General features: G+C 71.3%; 13 protein-coding genes and 1 pseudogene. 6 read left to right on the top strand and 8 right to left on the bottom strand.

Going from position 1 to position 18,784, the window contains the following annotated elements; translation table 11 throughout:
- Positions 1-15: 15 nt before the first annotated feature.
- Entirely contained in the window at positions 16-1,683 is a 1,668-nt protein-coding gene (locus ACIO3O_RS38255) for an MFS transporter (RefSeq protein ID WP_401754196.1), read from the bottom strand.
- Between the two features lie 135 nt (positions 1,684-1,818).
- Between ACIO3O_RS38255 and ACIO3O_RS38260 the strand changes: the two genes are divergently transcribed.
- A complete protein-coding gene (locus ACIO3O_RS38260) occupies positions 1,819-2,478 on the top strand; it encodes a TetR/AcrR family transcriptional regulator (RefSeq protein ID WP_401754058.1) in 660 nt (219 codons plus the stop codon).
- A gap of 570 nt (positions 2,479-3,048) precedes the next feature.
- Here the strand turns inward: ACIO3O_RS38260 and ACIO3O_RS38265 are convergent.
- Positions 3,049-4,428 carry a cation:dicarboxylate symporter family transporter gene (locus tag ACIO3O_RS38265; RefSeq protein ID WP_401754061.1) on the bottom strand — a complete coding sequence of 460 codons (1,380 nt, stop codon included), beginning with the start codon at positions 4,426-4,428 and terminating at the stop codon, positions 3,049-3,051.
- Positions 4,429-4,632: 204 nt separating this feature from the next.
- Between ACIO3O_RS38265 and ACIO3O_RS38270 the strand changes: the two genes are divergently transcribed.
- Entirely contained in the window at positions 4,633-5,349 is a 717-nt protein-coding gene (locus tag ACIO3O_RS38270) for a helix-turn-helix domain-containing protein (RefSeq protein WP_401754063.1), read from the top strand.
- Between the two features lie 3 nt (positions 5,350-5,352).
- Here ACIO3O_RS38270 and ACIO3O_RS38275 read toward each other — a convergent pair whose 3' ends face one another.
- A complete protein-coding gene (locus tag ACIO3O_RS38275; RefSeq protein ID WP_401754066.1) occupies positions 5,353-6,450 on the bottom strand; it encodes a helix-turn-helix domain-containing protein in 1,098 nt (365 codons plus the stop codon).
- 216 nt (positions 6,451-6,666) lie between these two features.
- Positions 6,667-7,692, bottom strand: a complete 1,026-nt coding sequence (locus tag ACIO3O_RS38280) for an ATP-dependent 6-phosphofructokinase (protein ID WP_401754069.1) — start codon at positions 7,690-7,692, stop codon at positions 6,667-6,669.
- A 261-nt stretch (positions 7,693-7,953) separates the two neighbouring features.
- Between ACIO3O_RS38280 and pta the strand changes: the two genes are divergently transcribed.
- The 3 genes from pta (at position 7,954) to pyk (ending at position 13,077) form a co-directional block, all read left to right on the top strand.
- Positions 7,954-10,029: a phosphate acetyltransferase gene (gene pta, locus ACIO3O_RS38285; protein WP_401754072.1), complete on the top strand. Its 2,076-nt coding sequence runs from the start codon at positions 7,954-7,956 to the stop codon at positions 10,027-10,029.
- Positions 10,030-10,324: 295 nt separating this feature from the next.
- Positions 10,325-11,542, top strand: a complete 1,218-nt coding sequence (locus ACIO3O_RS38290; protein ID WP_401754075.1) for an acetate kinase — start codon at positions 10,325-10,327, stop codon at positions 11,540-11,542.
- A gap of 101 nt (positions 11,543-11,643) precedes the next feature.
- Complete coding sequence (pyk, locus tag ACIO3O_RS38295) at positions 11,644-13,077, top strand: pyruvate kinase (protein WP_401754077.1); 1,434 nt, start codon at positions 11,644-11,646, stop codon at positions 13,075-13,077.
- A gap of 69 nt (positions 13,078-13,146) precedes the next feature.
- Here the strand turns inward: pyk and ACIO3O_RS38300 are convergent, their stop codons facing one another.
- From ACIO3O_RS38300 to ACIO3O_RS38315, 4 genes and pseudogenes are all read right to left on the bottom strand, one after another.
- Positions 13,147-14,697, bottom strand: coding sequence for a hypothetical protein (locus ACIO3O_RS38300; protein ID WP_401754079.1), 1,551 nt, complete (start codon positions 14,695-14,697; stop codon positions 13,147-13,149).
- Between the two features lie 172 nt (positions 14,698-14,869).
- Positions 14,870-15,421: pseudogene (locus ACIO3O_RS38305) on the bottom strand (DUF6114 domain-containing protein); the annotation flags it as partial.
- Positions 15,422-15,562: 141 nt separating this feature from the next.
- Entirely contained in the window at positions 15,563-16,198 is a 636-nt protein-coding gene (locus ACIO3O_RS38310; RefSeq protein WP_401754081.1) for a DUF6230 family protein, read from the bottom strand.
- 692 nt (positions 16,199-16,890) lie between these two features.
- The gene (locus ACIO3O_RS38315; protein ID WP_401754084.1) at positions 16,891-17,853 is read right to left on the bottom strand and encodes a co-chaperone YbbN; all 963 of its coding nucleotides are present in this window, start codon (positions 17,851-17,853) and stop codon (positions 16,891-16,893) included.
- A gap of 273 nt (positions 17,854-18,126) precedes the next feature.
- On the opposite strand from ACIO3O_RS38315, the gene ACIO3O_RS38320 reads away from it, so the two are divergent.
- A complete protein-coding gene (locus ACIO3O_RS38320; RefSeq protein ID WP_401754087.1) occupies positions 18,127-18,765 on the top strand; it encodes a TetR/AcrR family transcriptional regulator in 639 nt (212 codons plus the stop codon).
- The last annotated feature ends 19 nt before the right edge of the window (positions 18,766-18,784 follow it).

Consider the following 18,784-nt stretch of genomic DNA (forward strand, 5'->3'; position numbering starts at 1 on the left):
GCTGCTCTGCCGCCGTCAGGCGTGCGCGTCCGCCGCCTCGCGCCCCGGTGCGCCCTCCCGCGCCTGCGGGGGTGTCGCGTCGGCCGGAGCCGTCGGGGCCGCCGTGCGGCGGGGCAGCAGCAGGGCGACGAGCAGCGTCCCCGCGCCCAGGACGACGGCGCCGACCAGGCTGGTGTGGGCGACCGCGTCGGAGAAGGCGGACCCGACGGCGTGCGCCATGTCCTGTGCGCCCTGGGCGAGTTGTTCGGCCTGTCCCTTGAGCTGGGCGGCCTGTTCGGGGCTGCCCGCGTGGGCGGCCTGTCCGGCGAGCTCCCTGGCCTTCTCGCCGATGCCCTGGGCGACGGCGTACCCGGCGCCGACGGAGTCCTGGGCGGTGTCGAGTGCGGCGGCGGGCAGCTTCGTACCGCTGACTCCGTCGGCGAGGTGCGAGGAGTACGAACCGGCGAGCACCGACCCGAGGACGGCGATGCCGAGGGAGCCGCCGAGCTCCAGCGAGGTGTCGTTGACCGCGCCGCCGACGCCGAGCTCGCTCTCCGGGAAGGCGCCCATGATGGCGTCGGTGCAGGGCGAGAGGGCGAGCCCGATGGCGAGGCCGAGGATGACGAGGGGCAGGACGAGGTCTCCGTACGCCGAGGCCGCGTCGACCCGGGTGAGCAGGGCGAGCGCGACGGTGCCGCCGACCATGCCGGCCGTGACGGTGACCCGCATGCCCAGGCGCGGGGTGAGGAACCCGGTCAGCGCGGACCCGACGAAGACGGCACCGGCGAGCGGCAGCATCCGTACACCGGTCTCCAGGGCGTTGAAGCCGAGCACGAACTGCAGGTGCTGGGTGAGGAAGTAGAACGCGCCGAAGACGGCGAGGAAGAACAGCGCGACGGCGAGGTTGGACCCGGCGAAGGCGCGGTCGAGGAAGCGGCGGACGTCGAGGACGGGGCGCGGGTGGCGCAGTTCCCAGACGACGAACAGGAGCAGCCCGACCCCGGCGACGACCGCCGCGCCGACGGCCTTTGTGTCCCAGCCGAAGTGCGGCCCTTCGATGATCGCGAAGATGAGCGCGGCGACCCAGACGACGGACAGCAGCCCGCCGACGTAGTCGATCCGGCCGTGCTTGCTCGCCCTGGACGGCGGTACGAGGGTGAACGCGCCGATGATCGCGAGGGCGGCGACGGGCACGTTGATGAGGAAGGTCGACGCCCAGCCGTGCTGTTCGAGCAGCGCTCCGGCGACGAGGGGGCCCGCGGCGATGGCCAGTCCGGCGGTGGCGGTCCAGATCACGATCGCCTTGGCACGCTCGGCGCGGGGGAAGGTCGCGGCGAGGAGGGAGAGGGTCGCGGGCATGATCATCGCCGCGCCGACGCCCATGACGGCGCGGGCGGCGATGACGCCGTCGCCGCTGTCGACGAGGGAGCCCGCGATCGAGCCGCCGCCGAAGACGAGGAGGCCCAGCACGAGGGCGCCGCGGCGGCTGTACTTGTCGCCGATGGCGCCGAGCAGCAGCATCAGCGCGGCGTACGGAACGGTGTAGCCGTCGACGACCCACTGGAGGTCGGCGCTGTTCAGGCCGAGGTCCCGGGTCATGTCGGGGGCGGCGACGGTGAGGGCGGTATTGGCCATCACGATGATCAGGAGGCTGAGACAGAGGACGAGGAGGGCCCACCAGCGCCGGGGATAGGGCTTGTCCATTGCGTCGACCGGCTGGTTCGCGACCAGGGGCACGGGGGTCACCTCTCACTGCACGTTCTGGATTGCACACGGCTGTGCAATTACACAGCCGTGTGCAAGTTACGTCAATGCACAGTGGTGTGCAAAATGGGGGGCATGACCACGGGCAGCTCAAGCAGTTCCAGTTCCTCCGCCTCCTCCGCCTCCTCCGCCTCCAGCAGCAGGGCCGACGCGAACCGGCGACGGATCATGGACGTCGCACTGGCGGAGCTGTTGCGGGACCCGGACGCGAGCATGGACCAGATCGCGCGGGCGGCGGGGGTCGTACGGCGCACGGTGTACGGCCACTTCCCCAACCGGGAGGCCCTGGTCGCCGCCCTGGTCGACGGCGCGGCACAGGCCGTCATCGAGGCGCACGCGGCGGGCAGGGCCGGGGTGGACGACCCGGCGGAGGCCCTGGCGCGGGCGATGCTCGCGGTGTGGCACATCGCGGACCGCTACCGGCTGCTGGTGGCGCTGGCGCAGCGGAGCGTGACGATGGAGGGCATCAAGCAGCGACTGACGCCGGTCCGGGAGGACTGCGTGGCGCTGCTGCGGCGGGGCCAGGAGTCGGGCGTCTTCCGGTCGCCGGTGCCGGCGGGGGCGCTGGCGTATGTGCACGAGCAGACGCTGTTCGGGCTGATGGAGGCGGTGAACGAGGGCGCGCTGGCGGCTTCGGAGGCGGGGCCGGCGGCGGCGCGGACGGCGTTGCTGTCGGCGGGGGTGGGGGTGGGGGAGGCGGAGCGGCTGCTGGGCCGCTTGGGCGCGGGCCGCTAGGGCGCGGGGCGGGGCGGAGTCGCGACGGCACCCGGCACGGGGGTCGGCCGCTGCGCGGGGCCCGAGTCGGGGCGGCACCCGGTGCCCGGGTCGGCCGCTGCGCGGGGCCCGAGTCGGATCGGCACCCGGCGCCCAGGTCGGCCGCTGCGCGGAGCCGGGGTCGGATCGGCACCCGGCGCCCAGGTCGGCCGCTGCGCGGAGCCGGGGTCGGATCGGCACCCGGCGCCCGGGTCGATCGCTGCGCGGGGCCCGGGCCGGGGCGGCACCCGGTGTCGGGGCGGGTTTCTCCCCTACCCGCCCCTTCCCGTAACCCTGCGGGGCCGTCGTGGCTGGGGTTTTGCGCAGTTCCCCGCGCCCCTGAAAGGGGCGCGGGGAACTGCGCGAGCAACCCACCACAAGCCGCGCGGCCGAGCGCTTTAGGTGAAGGGGCGGGACCGGGGCGAAAACAGCCCCGGTGCCGGGCGCGGCACAAGCAGGGTCCCGGCGCAGCCACCACCCCCGACACCGGAGCACCACACCACGCCCCCAGCACCGGCACCGGAGCACCGCACCACGCCCCCGGCGACGTACCTACTTGGTCAAGGAAGGGCCCGCCTCGGAGGGTTCGGCCTCCGGCGCAGCCCCGTGACCGTCGTCCAGCAGCGTCTGCTCGTCGAAGGGCACCCGCCCCGCCAGCACCTGCTCCACCCGCTCCCGGTCGATCTCCTTCGTCCACGTCCCCACCAGCACCGTCGCCACCGCGTTCCCCGCGAAGTTCGTCAGCGCCCGCGCCTCGCTCATGAAGCGGTCGATGCCGACGATCAGCCCGACCCCGTCGACCAGTTCGGGACGGTGGGACTGCAGGCCGCCCGCCAGCGTCGCGATTCCCGCCCCCGTCACCCCCGCCGCCCCCTTCGAGGCGATGATCATGAAGCCGAGGAGGGCGATCTGTTCGCCGATGTTCAGCGGGTCCCCGAGCGCGTTCGCGATGAAGAGCGAGGCCATGGTCAGGTAGATGGCCGTGCCGTCCAGGTTGAAGGAGTACCCCGTCGGGACGGTGATGCCCACGACCGGCTTGCTGACCCCCAGATGCTCCATCTTCGCGATGAGCCTCGGCAGCGCCGTCTCCGAGGACGACGTCGAGAGGATCAGCAGGAACTCCCGGCCGAGGTAGCGCAGCAGCCGGAAGATGTTCATCCCGGTGAAGAGCTTCAGGATCGCGCCGAGCACGACGAACACAAAGAGCACGCACGTGATGTAGAAGGCGATCATGATGGTCGCGAGCGCGGTCAGCGCCTTGCCGCCGGTCTCGCCGACCACCGCCGCGATGGCCCCGAACGCCCCCACCGGAGCCGCCCACATCACCATCGCGAGGATGCGGAACACGAGCCGCTGGATGTGCCCGATGCCGCGCAGCACCGGCTCGCCCGCCCGCCCCATCGCCTGGAGCGCGAAGCCCACCAGCAGCGCGACGAAGAGGGTCTGGAGCACGGAGCCCTCGGTGAAGGCGGACACCAGCGTCTTCGGGATGATCCCCAGCAGGAAGTCGGCCGTCCCCTCGCTCGCCCCCTGCGCCTGCTTCGCGCCCTCGCCCTTGTGCGCGTCCAGGTCCAGGTCCGTACCCGGATGGATCAGGTTGCCGACGAGCAGGCCGATGGCGAGCGCGACGGTCGACATCACCATGAAGTAGCCGAGCGCGAGCCCGCCCACCGCACCGACCTTGGCGGCCTTGCGCACCGAACCGATGCCCAGCACGATCGTGCAGAAGATGATCGGCGAGATCAGCATCTTGATCAGGTTCACGAACCCGGTGCCGATCGGCTTCAGGTCCTTGGCCACGCCCGGGGCCAGGAATCCGACCGTGATGCCGAGGGCGACCGCGACGATCACCGCCAGGTAGAGGTAGTGCGACCGGTCCGGCCTCTTCGGCGCGGGCGTCGGCTGCCCCGCTCCCGTCTCCGCTGCGGCCACAGGGCCCTCCTCGTCCTCACCGGTTTCGCCCACGTGGGGGTGGGTCCCGCGACTATGCACCACCGGAGGCGCCAACACACCCTTACGGTCGTAGAGTTCACAGATTGACGATTTCGTACACCCCGGGACCACCCTGGATGTTCCTACGAGCCGTGACGTTGGCCGAACGCACCGTAGCCAACTCCCGCCTCCCCTCCTTACCGTGTGCCCGTGCACCCCACCCCGCCGTCAGACGTCCCGCCCTCCGACGTCCCCCCGTTCGACACCGCGGCCGCCCGGCGGCTGAGGGAGGCACTCGGGATGCTGCCCGGGCATGTCGCGTACGGGCTGCGCGCGCAGTACGGGCTGGACGTGGGGCCGGATTTGGTCACCGCCTGGGAGCGGGGGCTGCGGGCCCCCGACAGCCGTGAAGTGGCCGCGCTGGCCGGGGTGTTGTGGTGCGATCCCGCCGAACTCCTCTACGCCGCCCGCACCCTGCGCGAGCACCGCACCGTGCGCGGTGTCGCCCCCGCCGACCTGGCGCGCAGGGTCGGGCTCGGCATGGACGCGTATCTGAAGATGGAGGAGAGCGGGCGGTGGCGCGGCACCGAGCGGCAGTCCGCCGCGCTCGTCGCCGCCCTCGGCCTCTCCCCCGCCCAGTTCGTCACGGCCGCCGGGCGCGACGGGGAGCTGGCGGACCTGCTGCGCAGCGCGGTCACCACGCGCTGGCAGGCGTACGTCAAACCACTGGCCAAACTGCTGCCGGTGGAGCGCGCCACGATCGAGGACGCCCTGCCGCGCCTGCACGCCGACTACCAGTCCCGCATGGTCGCGACCCTGGGCTGGGGCGGCGGCGTGGGCGACGCGGGCGACGGCGCCGCCGGGCGGGAGTTCCTGGAGGGGATCGTGGCGCACTTCTGGGAGCGGGTCCAGCGGTCCTGACCCCTAGACGGCGTCGAAGCGGAAGAGCTGGCCCGCCGCGTCCTCCGTGCACGGCTGCTGCTGGAGGGCGGTCCACTCCGCCCGCGAGGCTCCCGGCACCGTGATGCACATCTCGGTGTGCATCACCCGCATCCGGTAGCCCTCGACCGGCGTGCCCACCGGCTCGAAGCGGAACGTCTCGGCGCCCGGATCGCGGTTCTGGCAGGAGTCGTCCTCCAGCCAGGCGCCCTTCTTCTTCCAGGCCCAGTGCACGCCCATGCACCCGTCCTCGAACTCCGGGTGCCAGGAGGCCACGCGCCAGTCCCGTTCACCCATCCTGACCAGGGAATACTGCGGCAGCCTGTCTTCGCAGGGGCGTTGGTAGACCTTGCCGGTCCTGGTCTCCGGGCGCTCCCCCAGACACAGCCCGGAGTGCGCGGCGCGCAGGGTGCGTTCGCCGGGCGAGGGGGCGGCGGGCACACCGCCGGGGGCCTCGGCCGGGCCCCGCACCACCCAGGCGACCGTCGCCGCGACCACCGCGAGGGCGAGGCCGAACACCAGGACCTTGGCCCTCGACATGCGTCGCGAACCGGTGGCTTCCGGCCCGTCGGCGGGAGGCTGAACGGCCGGGTGCGGCAGGGCCGTCGGGGGTGGGTCCGGCAGTGCCACAGGGCCCGAACCGGCCACCGGCGAGGGCGCCGGAACTTCTGATTCCGTCACATTCCGCGCGCCTTCCGGAGCTTCCGCTTCCGTCGGCGGACTCGATGCTGCCGGGGAGTCTGCCCGGGGGCTCGACTCCGCCGGAGGACCCGCTTCCGCCGGCAGGCCGGCTTCCGGCGCGCGCCTCCCCCGTACCGCCAGTTCCTTCCGTACCGAAAGCCATTCCGCGACGGACGCGGGAGGGCACCCGCACGCCCGGGCGTACGCCGCCACCAGTTCCTCGCGCGGGACCGTCGCGCGGGACAGCATGTTGGCGACCGTGGAGCGGGGCAGGACGTCGCCCTCGGCCTCGGCGCGGGCGGTGAGTTCGCGGTAGGTGAGACCCGACCACTCCTTCAGCGCGTGCAGCAGCGAGACGAACTCCGCGGGGGTGAGCGCGCCGCGCGGATCGGGCTCCGGCATCCGGAAAACTCCTGTCCCCTCGCCTGACCTGCGTCCGGAGGGCCGTGGAAAGGGAGTTGGGACATGTCCCGGACAGGCTGAAGCCTTGTTGATCCGCCCGCACAACTCAAGAGTGGGTAGCGCCAACTCCGGGGGAGCGCGGAACGGCCCCGGTCGTCCACAGGGGAGACGACGGGGGCCGTTTCGCGCGGTTGGCGCCAGGCGTACCGGCAGGGGCTAGAAGACCGACTCGGCCTCGAACATGCGGTCCTCGGGGACCGTCTTCAGCTCGGACACGCCCTCGGCCAGCGGAACCATCTGGATGCTCGTGCCACGCAGCGCGGTCATCTTGCCGAAGTGCCCGGCGTGCGCCGCCTCGACCGCGTGCCAGCCGAAGCGGGTCGCGAGGACGCGGTCGTACGCGGTGGGCGTGCCGCCGCGCTGGACGTGGCCGAGAATGACCGGTCGCGCCTCCTTGCCGAGCCGGGCCTCCAGCTCGACGGCCAGACGGGTGCCGATGCCGGTGAAGCGCTCGTGACCGAACTGGTCGATGATGCCCTTCTCGTACGGCATGGTGCCCTCGGCCGGACGCGCGCCCTCCGCGACGCAGATGACGGCGAACTTCTTGCCGCGCGCGAAGCGCTCCTCGACCATCTTGACCAGCGAGTCGACCTCGAAGGGGCGCTCGGGCAGGCAGATGCCGTGCGCGCCGCCGGCCATGCCGGACTCCAGGGCGATCCAGCCCGCGTGGCGGCCCATGACCTCGACGACCATGACGCGCTGGTGCGACTCGGCGGTGGTCTTGAGGCGGTCTATGGCCTCGGTGGCCACGCCCACGGCGGTGTCGAAGCCGAAGGTGCGGTCGGTGCCGTTGATGTCGTTGTCGATGGTCTTGGGCACGCCCACGACCGGCATTCCGGCGTCGGAGAGCATCCGGGCGGCGGTCAGGGTGCCCTCGCCGCCGATCGGGATGAGTGCGTCGATGCCGTACTTGGCGGTGAGCTCGGCGCAGTTCTCGGCGGCCTCGCGCAGGCGGTCGCGCTCCAGGCGGGCCGAGCCGAGGATGGTGCCGCCGCGCGGGAGGATGCCGCTGACCGCGTTGAGGTCGAGGGGGCGGTAGTGACCGTCGAGGAGGCCCTTGAAGCCGTCCTCGAACCCGATGACCTCGTCGTTGTGACCGGCGACGGCACGGTGCACGACCGACCGGATCACTGCGTTCAGCCCGGGACAGTCGCCGCCTGCGGTGAGAACTCCGATACGCATCGTGCTGTGTCTCCTGCTCTTGGTGGTACTTGTGAGCCAGGTTCCGATTGTTCCACGGCCGGAACAGGCCGCGCGCTTTCGGATACTCCGGTACAAGCGGGACAGAGGGGCCTTCGTCCCCTGTCCGGCGGGTACTTCTTCCGGCGGGCGCCCTATCCAGCCCCAAAGGTATTGTCAAGGGTGCAAGGCCACCCTAACCGCACAAAATAGGCAAAGTTGCCTGGCGACAGCGCCTGACCGACGACGAGACGGAGAGCACGCGTGACGCGCAGCGTGTACGTGACCGGCATCGACCGGGGGGACGGCCGCCAGGTCGTCGAGCTGGGAGTCATGGAACTCCTGACCCGCCAGGTGGACCGGGTGGGCGTTTTCCGCCCGCTGGTGCACGACGGCCCCGACCGACTCTTCGACCTGCTGCGTGCCCGTTACCGGCTGTCCCAGGACCCGGCGACGGTGTACGGCATGGACTACCGCGAGGCGTCCGCGCTGCAGGCCGAGAAGGGCACCGACGAACTGGTCTCCCAGCTGGTGGACCGCTTCCACAAGGCCGCTCGCGGGTACGAGGTCGTGCTCGTCCTCGGTACGGACTTCGCCGACACCCAGCTCCCGGACGAGCTGGCGCTGAACGCGCGCCTGGCGAACGAGTTCGGGGCCTCGGTCATACCCGTGGTCGGCGGCCGCAAGCAGACCGCCGAGTCGGTGCGCGCGGAGGCCCGCAACGCCTACCGGGCGTACGACGGCCTGGGCTGCGACGTCCTGGCGATGGTCGTCAACCGGGTGGTCCCGGCGGACCGCGCCGAGATCGCCGAGCGCCTCGGCAGCCGCCTGCCGGTGCCCGCGTACGTCCTGCCCGACGAGCCCGCGCTGGCCGCGCCGACGGTCGCGCAGATCACCCAGGCGCTCGGCGGAACGGTTCTCCTGGGCGACGACGCGGGCCTCGCCCGTGACGCCCTGGACTTCGTCTTCGGCGGCGCGATGCTGCCGAACTTCCTGAACGCCCTCACCCCCGGCTGCCTGGTCGTGGCCCCCGGCGACCGCTCCGACCTGGTCGTCGGCTCGCTGGCCGCGCACAGTGCCGGTACGCCGCCGATCGCGGGCGTGCTGCTGACGCTGGGCGAGCGGCCGGGTCCTGAGGTCCTCACGCTGGCCTCGCGGCTGGCGCCCGGCACCCCGGTGATCTCGGTGGACGGCGGGTCCTTCCCGACCGCCGGTGAGCTCTTCGCGCTGGAGGGCAAGCTGAACGCGGCCACCCCGCGCAAGGCGGAGACCGCGCTCGGCCTGTTCGAGCGGCACGTCGACACCGCCGATCTGCTGGCCCGGGTCTCGGTGGCCCGCAGCGGCCGGGTCACCCCGATGATGTTCGAGCACGAGCTGCTGGAGCAGGCCCGCGCCGACCGCCGCCGCGTGGTCCTCCCCGAGGGCACCGAGGAGCGCGTGCTGCGCGCCGCAGACGTCCTCCTGCGCCGCGACGTGTGCGACCTGACCCTGCTGGGCGACGTCGACACCATCCGCAAGAAGGCCGCCGACCTGGGCATCGACCTGGCCGCCACCCAGCTCATCGACCCCACCACCTCCGAGCTGCGCCAGCGCTTCGCCGAGCGCTACGCCCAGATGCGCGCCCACAAGGGCGTCACCGTGGAGCTGGCCCACGACGTGGTCGCCGACGTGAACTACTTCGGCACCCTGATGGTCCAGGAGGGCCTGGCCGACGGCATGGTGTCCGGCTCGGTGCACTCCACGGCCGCCACCATCCGCCCGGCCTTCGAGATCATCAAGACCAAGCCGGACGCGAAGATCGTCTCCTCGGTCTTCTTCATGTGCCTGGCGGACAAGGTCCTGGTGTACGGAGACTGCGCCGTGAACCCGGACCCGAACGCCGTGCAGCTCGCCGACATCGCGATCCAGTCGGCCGGGACCGCCGCCCAGTTCGGCGTCGAGCCGCGGATGGCGATGCTGTCCTACTCGACCGGCACCTCGGGCGCGGGCGCGGACGTCGACAAGGTCCGCGAGGCGACCGAGCTGGTGCGCTCCTCGCGCCCGGACCTGCTCGTCGAGGGCCCGATCCAGTACGACGCGGCCGTCGAGCCCTCGGTGGCCGCGACGAAGCTGCCGGGCTCCGAGGTCGCGGGCCAGGCCAGCGTGCTGATCTTCCCGGACCTCAACACCGGCAACAACACCTACAAGGCCGTCCAGCGCTCGGCGGGCGCCGTGGCGGTCGGCCCGGTCCTCCAGGGCCTCCGCAAGCCGGTCAACGACCTCTCGCGCGGGGCACTGGTCCAGGACATCGTCAACACGGTCGCCATCACCGCCATCCAAGCCCAGGGCCACCCCTCCTAGGCCTTATGGGGTCCCACCCCCCAGCCCGGCCTTCCGCAGCCGCCCTCCCGGGTGACGGGGCCGCACCCTTCCCCCTCCCCCAGCCCCCTTGGGCTCCGCCCCTCCCTCTCCCCCGCCCCCTTGGGCGGCGGGGCCGCCCCCCGGGGGCGGGACGGGCGGGCAAGGGGGCGGCCCGCCCGACACCGGCCCCGCCCGGTGGCCCCCGCCCCGCCCGCTCGCCCCGCACCGACGACCCCGCCAAGCCGCCCCGTACCGCCGAACCCCCTACTCGTACTCGTACAAGAAGGCGCACCCCGTGACCCCCACCCCCACCCGCATCCTCGTCCTCAACTCCGGCTCCTCCTCCGTCAAGTACCAGCTCCTCGACATGCGCGACCAGTCCCGCCTCGCCGTCGGCCTCGTCGAGAAGATCGGCGAGGACACCTCCGCCCTCGCCCACACCCCCCTCCTCGGCGAGCGGGCCGGTAAGAAGCGCGTCCAGGAGACCCGATTCGCCGACCACGCCGAGGCCCTCCAGGCCGTCGCCCTGGAGCTGGCCGCCGACGGCATCGGCCTGGACTCCCCCGAGCTGGCCGCGATCGGCCACCGGGTCGTGCACGGCGGTCTGAAGTTCTCCGCGCCGACCGTCATCACCGACGAGGTCATGGCGGAGATCGAGCGCCTGGTCCCGGTCGCGCCGCTGCACAACCCCGCCAACATCACCGGCATCAAGACCGCCCAGGCGCTGCGCCCCGACCTCCCCCAGGTCGCGGTCTTCGACACCGCGTTCCACACGACGATGCCGGAGTACGCGGCCCGGTACGCGATCGACGTCGAGACCGCCGACGCGCACCGCATCCGCCGCTACGGCTTCCACGGCACCTCGCACGCCTACGTCTCCCGCAAGACGGCCGCGCTGCTCGGCAAGGACCCGTCCGAGGTCAACGTGATCGTCCTGCACCTCGGCAACGGCGCCTCCGCCTCCGCCGTCGCGGGCGGCCGCTGCGTCGACACGTCGATGGGGCTCACCCCGCTCGAAGGCCTCGTGATGGGCACCCGTTCCGGCGACCTCGACCCGGCGGTGATCTTCCACCTGGAGCGGGTGGCGGGAATGTCGACGGACGAAATCGACACGCTCCTCAACAAGAAGAGCGGGCTCGTCGGACTCTGCGGCGACAACGACATGCGGGAAATCCGCCGCCGTATCGACGAGGGCGACAAGCAGGCCGAACTCGCCTTCGAGATCTACATCCACCGGCTGAAGAAGTACATCGGCGCCTACAGTGCCGTGCTCGGCAAGGTGGACGCGGTGGCCTTCACGGCGGGCGTCGGCGAGAACGCCGCCCCGGTGCGCGAGGCGGCCGTGGCGGGCCTGGAGGAGCTGGGCCTCGCGGTGGACGCGGACCTCAATTCCGTACGTTCCGACGAACCGCGGCTGATTTCGCCGGAATACGCCCGGGTCGCCGTGGCCGTTGTACCGACCGACGAAGAACTGGAAATCGCGACCCAGGTCTACGACCTGGTCAGCAAGTAATCCCGAGCCGACCGAACAGCCCGTCTGAGCGCGACCGCGCCCATTTGTACATTCCGCCAGACGGAATATTCCGCAGCGAAACAAACCGATAGGATCGTCTTATGCGCCGTTCCAAAATCGTCTGCACCCTTGGCCCCGCCGTCGACTCTCACGAGCAGCTCGTCGCTCTGATCGAAGCCGGCATGAGCGTGGCCCGATTCAACTTCAGCCACGGCACCCACGAGGAGCACCAGGGCCGGTACGACCGCGTCCGCAAGGCCGCCGCCGAGACCGGCCGCGCGGTGGGCGTGCTCGCCGACCTCCAGGGTCCGAAGATCCGCCTGGCGAAGTTCGCCGAGGGCCCCGTCGAGCTGGTGCGCGGTGACGAGTTCACCATCACCGCCGAGGACGTCCCGGGCGACAAGTCCATCTGCGGCACCACGTACAAGGGCCTGCCGGGCGACGTCCAGAAGGGCGACCCGATCCTCATCAACGACGGCAACGTCGAGCTGAAGGTCGTCTCGGTCGAGGGCCCCCGCGTGAAGACGATCGTCATCGAGGGCGGTGTCATCTCCGACCACAAGGGCATCAACCTGCCCGGCGCGGCGGTGAACGTCCCGGCCCTCTCCGAGAAGGACGTCGAGGACCTCCGCTTCGCGCTGCGCATGGGCTGCGACCTGGTCGCCCTCTCCTTCGTCCGCGACGCCGACGACGTCAAGGACGTCCACAAGGTGATGGACGAGGAGGGCCGCCGGGTCCCCGTCATCGCCAAGGTGGAGAAGCCGCAGGCCGTGGAGCACATGGAGGGCGTCGTCATGGCGTTCGACGGTGTGATGGTCGCGCGCGGTGACCTGGCCGTCGAGTACCCGCTCGAAAAGGTCCCGATGGTGCAGAAGCGCCTGGTGGAGCTGTGCCGCCGCAACGCCAAGCCGGTGATCGTCGCGACCCAGATGATGGAGTCGATGATCACCAACTCCCGCCCGACCCGCGCCGAGGCGTCCGACGTCGCCAACGCGATCCTCGACGGTGCGGACGCGGTCATGCTGTCCGCCGAGTCCTCGGTCGGTGCGTACCCGATCGAGACCGTCAAGACGATGTCGAAGATCGTCGTCGCGGCCGAGGAGGAGCTGCTCTCCAAGGGCCTCCAGCCCCTGGTCCCCGGCAAGAAGCCGCGCACCCAGGGCGGTTCCGTCGCCCGCGCCGCGTGCGAGATCGCGGACTTCCTGGACGGCAAGGCCCTGGTCGCCTTCACCCAGTCCGGCGACACGGCCCGCCGCCTGTCCCGCTACCGCGCGGCCCAGCCGATCCTCGCCTTCACCACCGACGAGGGCACCCGCAACCAGCTGGCCCTCAGCTGGGGCGTCGAGTCCTTCGTGGTCCCCCACGTCCACAACACGGACGCGATGGTCGACCTGGTCGACGCCGAGCTGCTGAAGCTCCAGCGCTACAACAACGGCGACACCATGATCATCACCGCCGGTTCGCCCCCCGGCATCCCCGGCACCACGAACATGGTCCGGGTGCACCACCTGGGCGGCGAAGAGGCGACTGCCTGAGCCGCAGGACATGCAGGAGGGCGGGCCCGGGGTTCCTTGAGAACCCCGGGCCCGCCCTCGTCGCAGCCGCTAGTTGGCGGCCGCGTTGCCCGTGCCCGGGCCGGTGAAGTAGTTGTGCAGGCCCGGGACGGTCAGGGTGCCGCCGAACTGGCCGGCCTGGGTGACCTTGACCTTGGTGAACATCGCGATGGGGACGTTCAGCGGGGGCGGGGTCTGCGGGCTGAAGGTGACCGGGATGAGGCCGAAGAGGTTGCCCTTCAGCTCCTCCGTGTACATCGTGACGGTGCCCTGGCGGAGGGTGGAGGTGGAGCCCTTGCGCGCCTGGACGTGGCCCGTGGTGCCACCCGGGCCGACCGTCGTCTGGTGCAGGTCCTTGATGTCCGTTTCCTTCGCGGTGAACTTCAGGACCTTCTTGATCTTGCCGCCTGCCGTGCGGACCTCGACGACGCCCGCGTAGTTGAGTCCGCGCAGGGTGAGCATCGAGGTTTCCAGGATCCAGGGGTCGTCCGGCAGGTCCGGGATGCCCGGCTCCAGCTTGGCGTTGGCCAGGGCGTCCGGGTCCGCGACGGGGCAGGGGAAGGGGATCTGGCCGTCTTCGTTGGGGACGAGGTCGGGCTTGCCGTCGCCGTCCTTGTCGAAGTCCTCGACCTTGATGCCCAGCTTCTCGGCGGCGGCCTTGATGGCCTTCTCGGTCTTGGCCGCGGTGGCGTCCGCCTTCTCCTTGGCCTCCTTGGCGATCTTGTCCAGCTTGTCCTTGGCGTCCTTGGCTTCCTTGGCCTCGTCGGCGTCCTTCTCCGCCTTGGAGTCCTTGGGGTCCTTGGAGTCCTTGGAGTCCTTGGAGTCGTCCTTCGGGTCCGGCTGGTCGGCCTTCTTGGCGGGCTTGGTGTCGTCCGCCGTGCCCTTGTCCGCGTCCGCGTCGGGCTTCTTCGCGTCGTTCTTCGCGTCGGGGGCGTCCGGCTTCGCCGGGTCCGCGGCCGGAGGAGCGGCCTCCTCCTTCTTCTTGCCGCCCAGGCCCTCGAAGAAGTCCTTGATGGCGGGGCCCACGCCGAGCGGGTCGAGGGGGTTCTTCGTCTCCGTCTCGGCGGGCGCGGGAGTGGTCGCGGGGACCTCGGGGGCCTTCTTCTCCGGCGCAGGGGTCTCCGCCGGGGGCTTCGTCCCGTCCGGGGCGGGGGTCTTGTCCGGCTTCGTGGCGTCGGGGCCGGCCGGGTCGGGCTTGCCCGTCTCGTCCTTGTCCTTGTCGCCCTTGTCCTTGCCGTCCGTGCCCTTGCCGGAGTCGTCCTTGCCGGAGCCGTCCTTCGCGGGGTCGTCCTTCTCCGCGTCCGGCTTGCCGTCGCCGTCCTTGTCGGGCTTCTCGGCGTCCTTGCCCGCCTCGTCCGGCTGCGTCACGCACGGCCCGGGCGCGAACGGGTTGCCCGGCTCCTCGGCGGCCATCGCCAGCTTCGGCGTGAGGCTCATCCCGACGAACACCGCCGTGGGCATCGCCGCGAGGGCGAGCGCCTTTCCGGCCGGCATGTGGAACTTGGTCAGCAGCGACTTCTTGGGGGCCGCGTGACGCGGCCCGCTTCTACCCCGGGCCCCCGCTCCCCCGCCCGCGGTCACCTGGGCCTCGTCACCCCGCACTGTTCCTCCTGCCATCGGCGTCGGTCGTGGTCGTGTCCGGTCCGGCCCCCGGGGACTTCGTGAGGTTCGCCTTGGGCTGTACGGACGGCTGGGCGGACGGCTGAGCGGGCCGCTGCGCATGCGGTACGGGCTCCGCCTGCGGCGGCACCTGCGTCAGGGCCATCGTCTGCTCGGCGGGGGCCTCGGGACCGGCCGGGCCCGGCTGCGTACCGTCGAAGAGCCCGCCCGCGAACGGCGCGCCCGAAGCGGCCGGGCCGGAAGCGGCCGAGCCCCTGCCGGAGGCCTCGACCGGGGCCGGAGCCGCCGCTTCCTTCGCCGGGGCCCACGCGATCGACATCGCGCCGCCCACCATGGCGAGCAGGAAGCCGAAGAGGAAGCCGCCGATGTTCGACACCGGAATGGAGACCAGGGCCAGCAGGATCGCGGCCACACCCGCGAAGACCCTCACGATGGAGTGGAACCACATCGTGAGGCCCAGCGTGACCAGCAGCACGCCGATGATCAGCGAGCCTGCGCCCGCCGTCGTCGCGATGGTGAGCGTGAGCGCCCCCATCTTGAGCCCGTTGTACGGGAAATACATGATCGGGATGCCACCGAGGAGGGTGAGGAGTCCCGCCCAGAACGGCCGGACACTCCGCCAGGCGCGGAAGCGCAGCCGCCAGTAGTGGAAATCGCGGCTCTCGCCATCGCGGCTCTCGCTCGGAACCGAGGTCTCGGCGCTCATGAAAACAGCTCCCTGGAACCGGTGTTGCTGTGCAGAAGATGAGGGAGGGGGAACGGGCGGAGCGCCCCGCACCCGCCCGGCGGCCGCTCAACACGGCTGCCGGGCGAGGCAGTTGCTAGCACCCCGCCCGCAACGGAGTGCTTAGTAGCACTCCTTGACGCCCTTGTGCAGGCGCAGGCTCAGACCGCTGAGCTTGAAGGTGCCCGCCGAGGTCGCCCAGGCGCGCTGCTTCACGTTGGTCAGCACGGCCTTGTCGGCCTGCTGCGCGAAGCCGAAGGGGTTGGCCTTCGTGCCCGGCTGAATGCCCGGACCCTTGTTGGCCTTGCCCGCGGCAACGCCGATGTCGATGTTCGAGAACTCCGCGTCGGCGTCGAGGTCGGCGACGTCGAGGTAGATGTTCTTGGCCTCGACCGGCTTGTTCGCGTCCGTACCGGCCTTCAGCATCAGGCTGATGCTGCCGAAGATCGGGACGTCGGGCGTGACGACCGACTGGCACATGTTCGTGATGGTGGCCGACTTGAAGCCGGAGACCGCGACCGGGTGAAGGGCCGGGTTCCCCTTCAGGTCGGTGCCCTCGGCGATCGAGCCGTACTGCACGAAGCCCGTGCCGTCGAGCTTGTCGGTCGTGACCTTGAAGTCCTGACCGGAGACGCTGAACGAAGCCGCCAGCGCGCCCTGGGCCATGGCCACGCCTATCGCCGCGGTCGCGGCGACGCTCGGCACCATGACGACGGCGAAGCGACGCCATCTGGTCCCACCGCGTACTGCTGAGCTCATGTACTTTCCTCCTTCTCGGACGTACATCTCCGGATGCGGGCGAGGGGCCCGTCCTGGGATGGGAGAAGTGCTACGTCCTCGGAGTGCGGGCGCCCGCGTCATCAGGCGTGAACCACGGCGCAAGCCACGTCCGTGCCGTCCGAATCACCGGCGATCACCCCCGAGCGACAACCACTGGCCACGCGTTCGCGCAACCTGCTGGACAGGCCCCGCCGCACAAGCGGAGACCCCCCTGTCCAGAGCCGGCACCACTGCTGCCGGCCCACTCGGTGGGGACCCAGAACCCGCGGGACCCGACTGGCTTGTCAGGTCTGGGGCAATGGACCGAGCGTGGCCGATCGTGGTGCATTCACGGGCCGGGCACAAGGGGGTTCGTTACTGGCTAGTAACGGGCGGATAACCGAAGCGCGGCCTGCCGGTCTCACAGGGTCGTCGACGGCTGCGTCGCGTGACGCGGAAAATCGGGTGATTGCCGCAACAAGGCGGACAGAAGGGCGAGTTCGGCTTACTGCGAGTAACAGCCCCCGCGATTACCAAGTTTTGGTAAAGCGGAGCCGAGATTTATCGACAAGGAGAGCTGAACGGGGTGCCGATGCGCACAGCACCGACACCCCGTGAGGTCGCTTTGAGCACTTCCGTACGGACCACTTCCGCAAGAAGGCTTCGTTACGCCCGCGAGGGCGCGAAGGGATCTAGAACAGCACCCGTGCCAGCGCCGTCCGCGCCTTGCCGACCCGGGGGTCGTCCGCGCCGACGACCTCGAAGAGTTCGAGCAGCCGCACCCGGGCGGCGTCCCGGTCGTCCCCGGCCGTCACGCGCACCGCGTCGACGAGCCGCCCGAAGGCGTCCTCGATGTGGCCGCCGGCCAGGTCGAGTTCGGCGGCGGCGATCTGCGCTGCCACGTCCACCGGACGCTCGGCGGCGTCCTTGCGGGTCTGCTGCGGGTCCAACTGCGTGACGCGGCCGAGCAGTTCGGCCTGCGCGAGACCGGCCTTGGCGTCCGGGTTCGCCGGGTCGTCGGCCAGTACGTTCCGGTACGCCTGGACAGCGCCCGCGAAGTCGTTGGCGTTCAGCGCGTCCATCGCCGCGTCCAGCAGCGCGTCGTACGGACCGACCGGAGCCGGTGCGTCGACGGGGGCCGGACCGTCCGCGACCTGGATGCCGGTGAGCCCGAAGCGCTCCTCGCCGACCTGGATCAACTGGTCGAGGGTGGCCCGGATCTGCTCCTCGGGCGCGACGCCCTGGAAGAGCGGCAGGGCCTGTCCGGCGACGACCGCGAAGACGGCCGGGACGCCCTGGACGGCGAACTGCTGGAGGAGCATCGGGGCACTCTCGCCCTCGACCTTGGCGAGGACGAAGCGCCCCCGGTACTCGGCCGCGAGGCCCGCGAGCTGCTGCACCAGCTGCTCGCTCTGCTCGGAACGGCGCGACCAGAAGGCCACGACGACCGGCACCTCGGAGGCGAGCTGGAGGACGGAGGTCTCGAATCCGGCCTCGTCGACGTCGAAGACCAGGTTCGAGGCGGGTACGGCCGGTGCGCCGCCCTGCCGGGCGGCCTCGGCGCGCGCCTGCTCCGCCTTCTGCTTGGCCTCGTTGGCCGCTTTCACCGCGGCGAGGTCGACGACGCCGCTCATGGACATGTTCCTAGGCTGCATGCGTACATCCTCCCCCCTCGGCGACCGGTTCGAAAAAGCGTCGCGGCACTGCCGCGACGGGTGGTACATCTGGCGCCGGGTCCCCACCTGGCGCCGGTGGTTGTCGCTCGGCCCGCCCGGAGTGCCGTACCCGGCGCCGGAAGAGCTTTCGCTACAGGTCGTAGCGTAACTCGACACCCCCTCCGAGCGCCTCGTGATCTCCCTCACGATCATGTACCGGGCCGCCGACGAGCCATGGACGGACCGTACCTACTCACCGGTATGGTCGCGGGCATGTCCACCCCCGCCACCCCCGCCACACCCGCGCAGCCCCGCACCGGACGCCCCCGCAGCGCCGCCGCCGACGAGGCGATCCTGCGTGCGACGCGGGACGCGCTGGTGGAGCTGGGCTGGTCGAAGCTGACGATGGGTGACGTGGCGCAGCGCGCCGGGGTCGCCAAGACGACGCTCTACCGGCGCTGGGCGCACAAGAACGAGCTGGTGGTGGACGCGGTCGCGGTGCTCTTCGACGAACTGGAGCTGCCCGACCGGGGCAGCCTGCTGGAGGACGTGCAGGGCGTGGTGCTTCAGTTCGCGGCGCTGCTGGAACGCCCGGAGACGAAGACCGCGCTGATGGCGGTGGTCGCGGAGTCCACCCGGGACGCGGCACTGCGCGAGCGGATCCGCTCGGCGATCGTGGACCGTCAGAAGCGCCTCGTACTCCTGGGGAGGGAACGCGCGCAGGCCCGCGGCGAGCTGCCGTACGAGGAGTCCCCCGCACAGGCGGCCCGCAACGCGGACCTGATCTTCGACGTGATCGCCGGGGCGGTCGTCCACCGGGCGCTGGTGAGCGCGGAGCCGGTGGACGCGACCTGGGCGCGCAATTTCACGGCGCTGCTGGTGGGGGGCCTGGGCGGGGTCTCCCCGGGGTGATGCGGCCCTGGTAGCGGTC

Origin of the sequence: Streptomyces sp. NPDC087440, assembly GCF_044744005.1 — a bacterium.
GTDB lineage: Bacteria > Actinomycetota > Actinomycetes > Streptomycetales > Streptomycetaceae > Streptomyces.

Excerpts from the sequence above, each read along its gene's own strand:
- ACIO3O_RS38255 (WP_401754196.1), bottom strand. The coding sequence starts at position 1,683 with ATGGACAAGCCCTATCCCCGGCGCTGGTGGGCCCTCCTCGTCCTCTGT.
- ACIO3O_RS38260 (WP_401754058.1), top strand. The coding sequence starts at position 1,819 with ATGACCACGGGCAGCTCAAGCAGTTCCAGTTCCTCCGCCTCCTCCGCC.
- ACIO3O_RS38275 (WP_401754066.1), bottom strand. The coding sequence starts at position 6,450 with ATGCCGGAGCCCGATCCGCGCGGCGCGCTCACCCCCGCGGAGTTCGTC.
- ACIO3O_RS38280 (WP_401754069.1), bottom strand. The coding sequence starts at position 7,692 with ATGCGTATCGGAGTTCTCACCGCAGGCGGCGACTGTCCCGGGCTGAAC.
- pyk (WP_401754077.1), top strand. The coding sequence starts at position 11,644 with ATGCGCCGTTCCAAAATCGTCTGCACCCTTGGCCCCGCCGTCGACTCT.
- ACIO3O_RS38310 (WP_401754081.1), bottom strand. The coding sequence starts at position 16,198 with ATGAGCTCAGCAGTACGCGGTGGGACCAGATGGCGTCGCTTCGCCGTC.
- ACIO3O_RS38315 (WP_401754084.1), bottom strand. The coding sequence starts at position 17,853 with ATGCAGCCTAGGAACATGTCCATGAGCGGCGTCGTCGACCTCGCCGCG.
- ACIO3O_RS38320 (WP_401754087.1), top strand. The coding sequence starts at position 18,127 with ATGTCCACCCCCGCCACCCCCGCCACACCCGCGCAGCCCCGCACCGGA.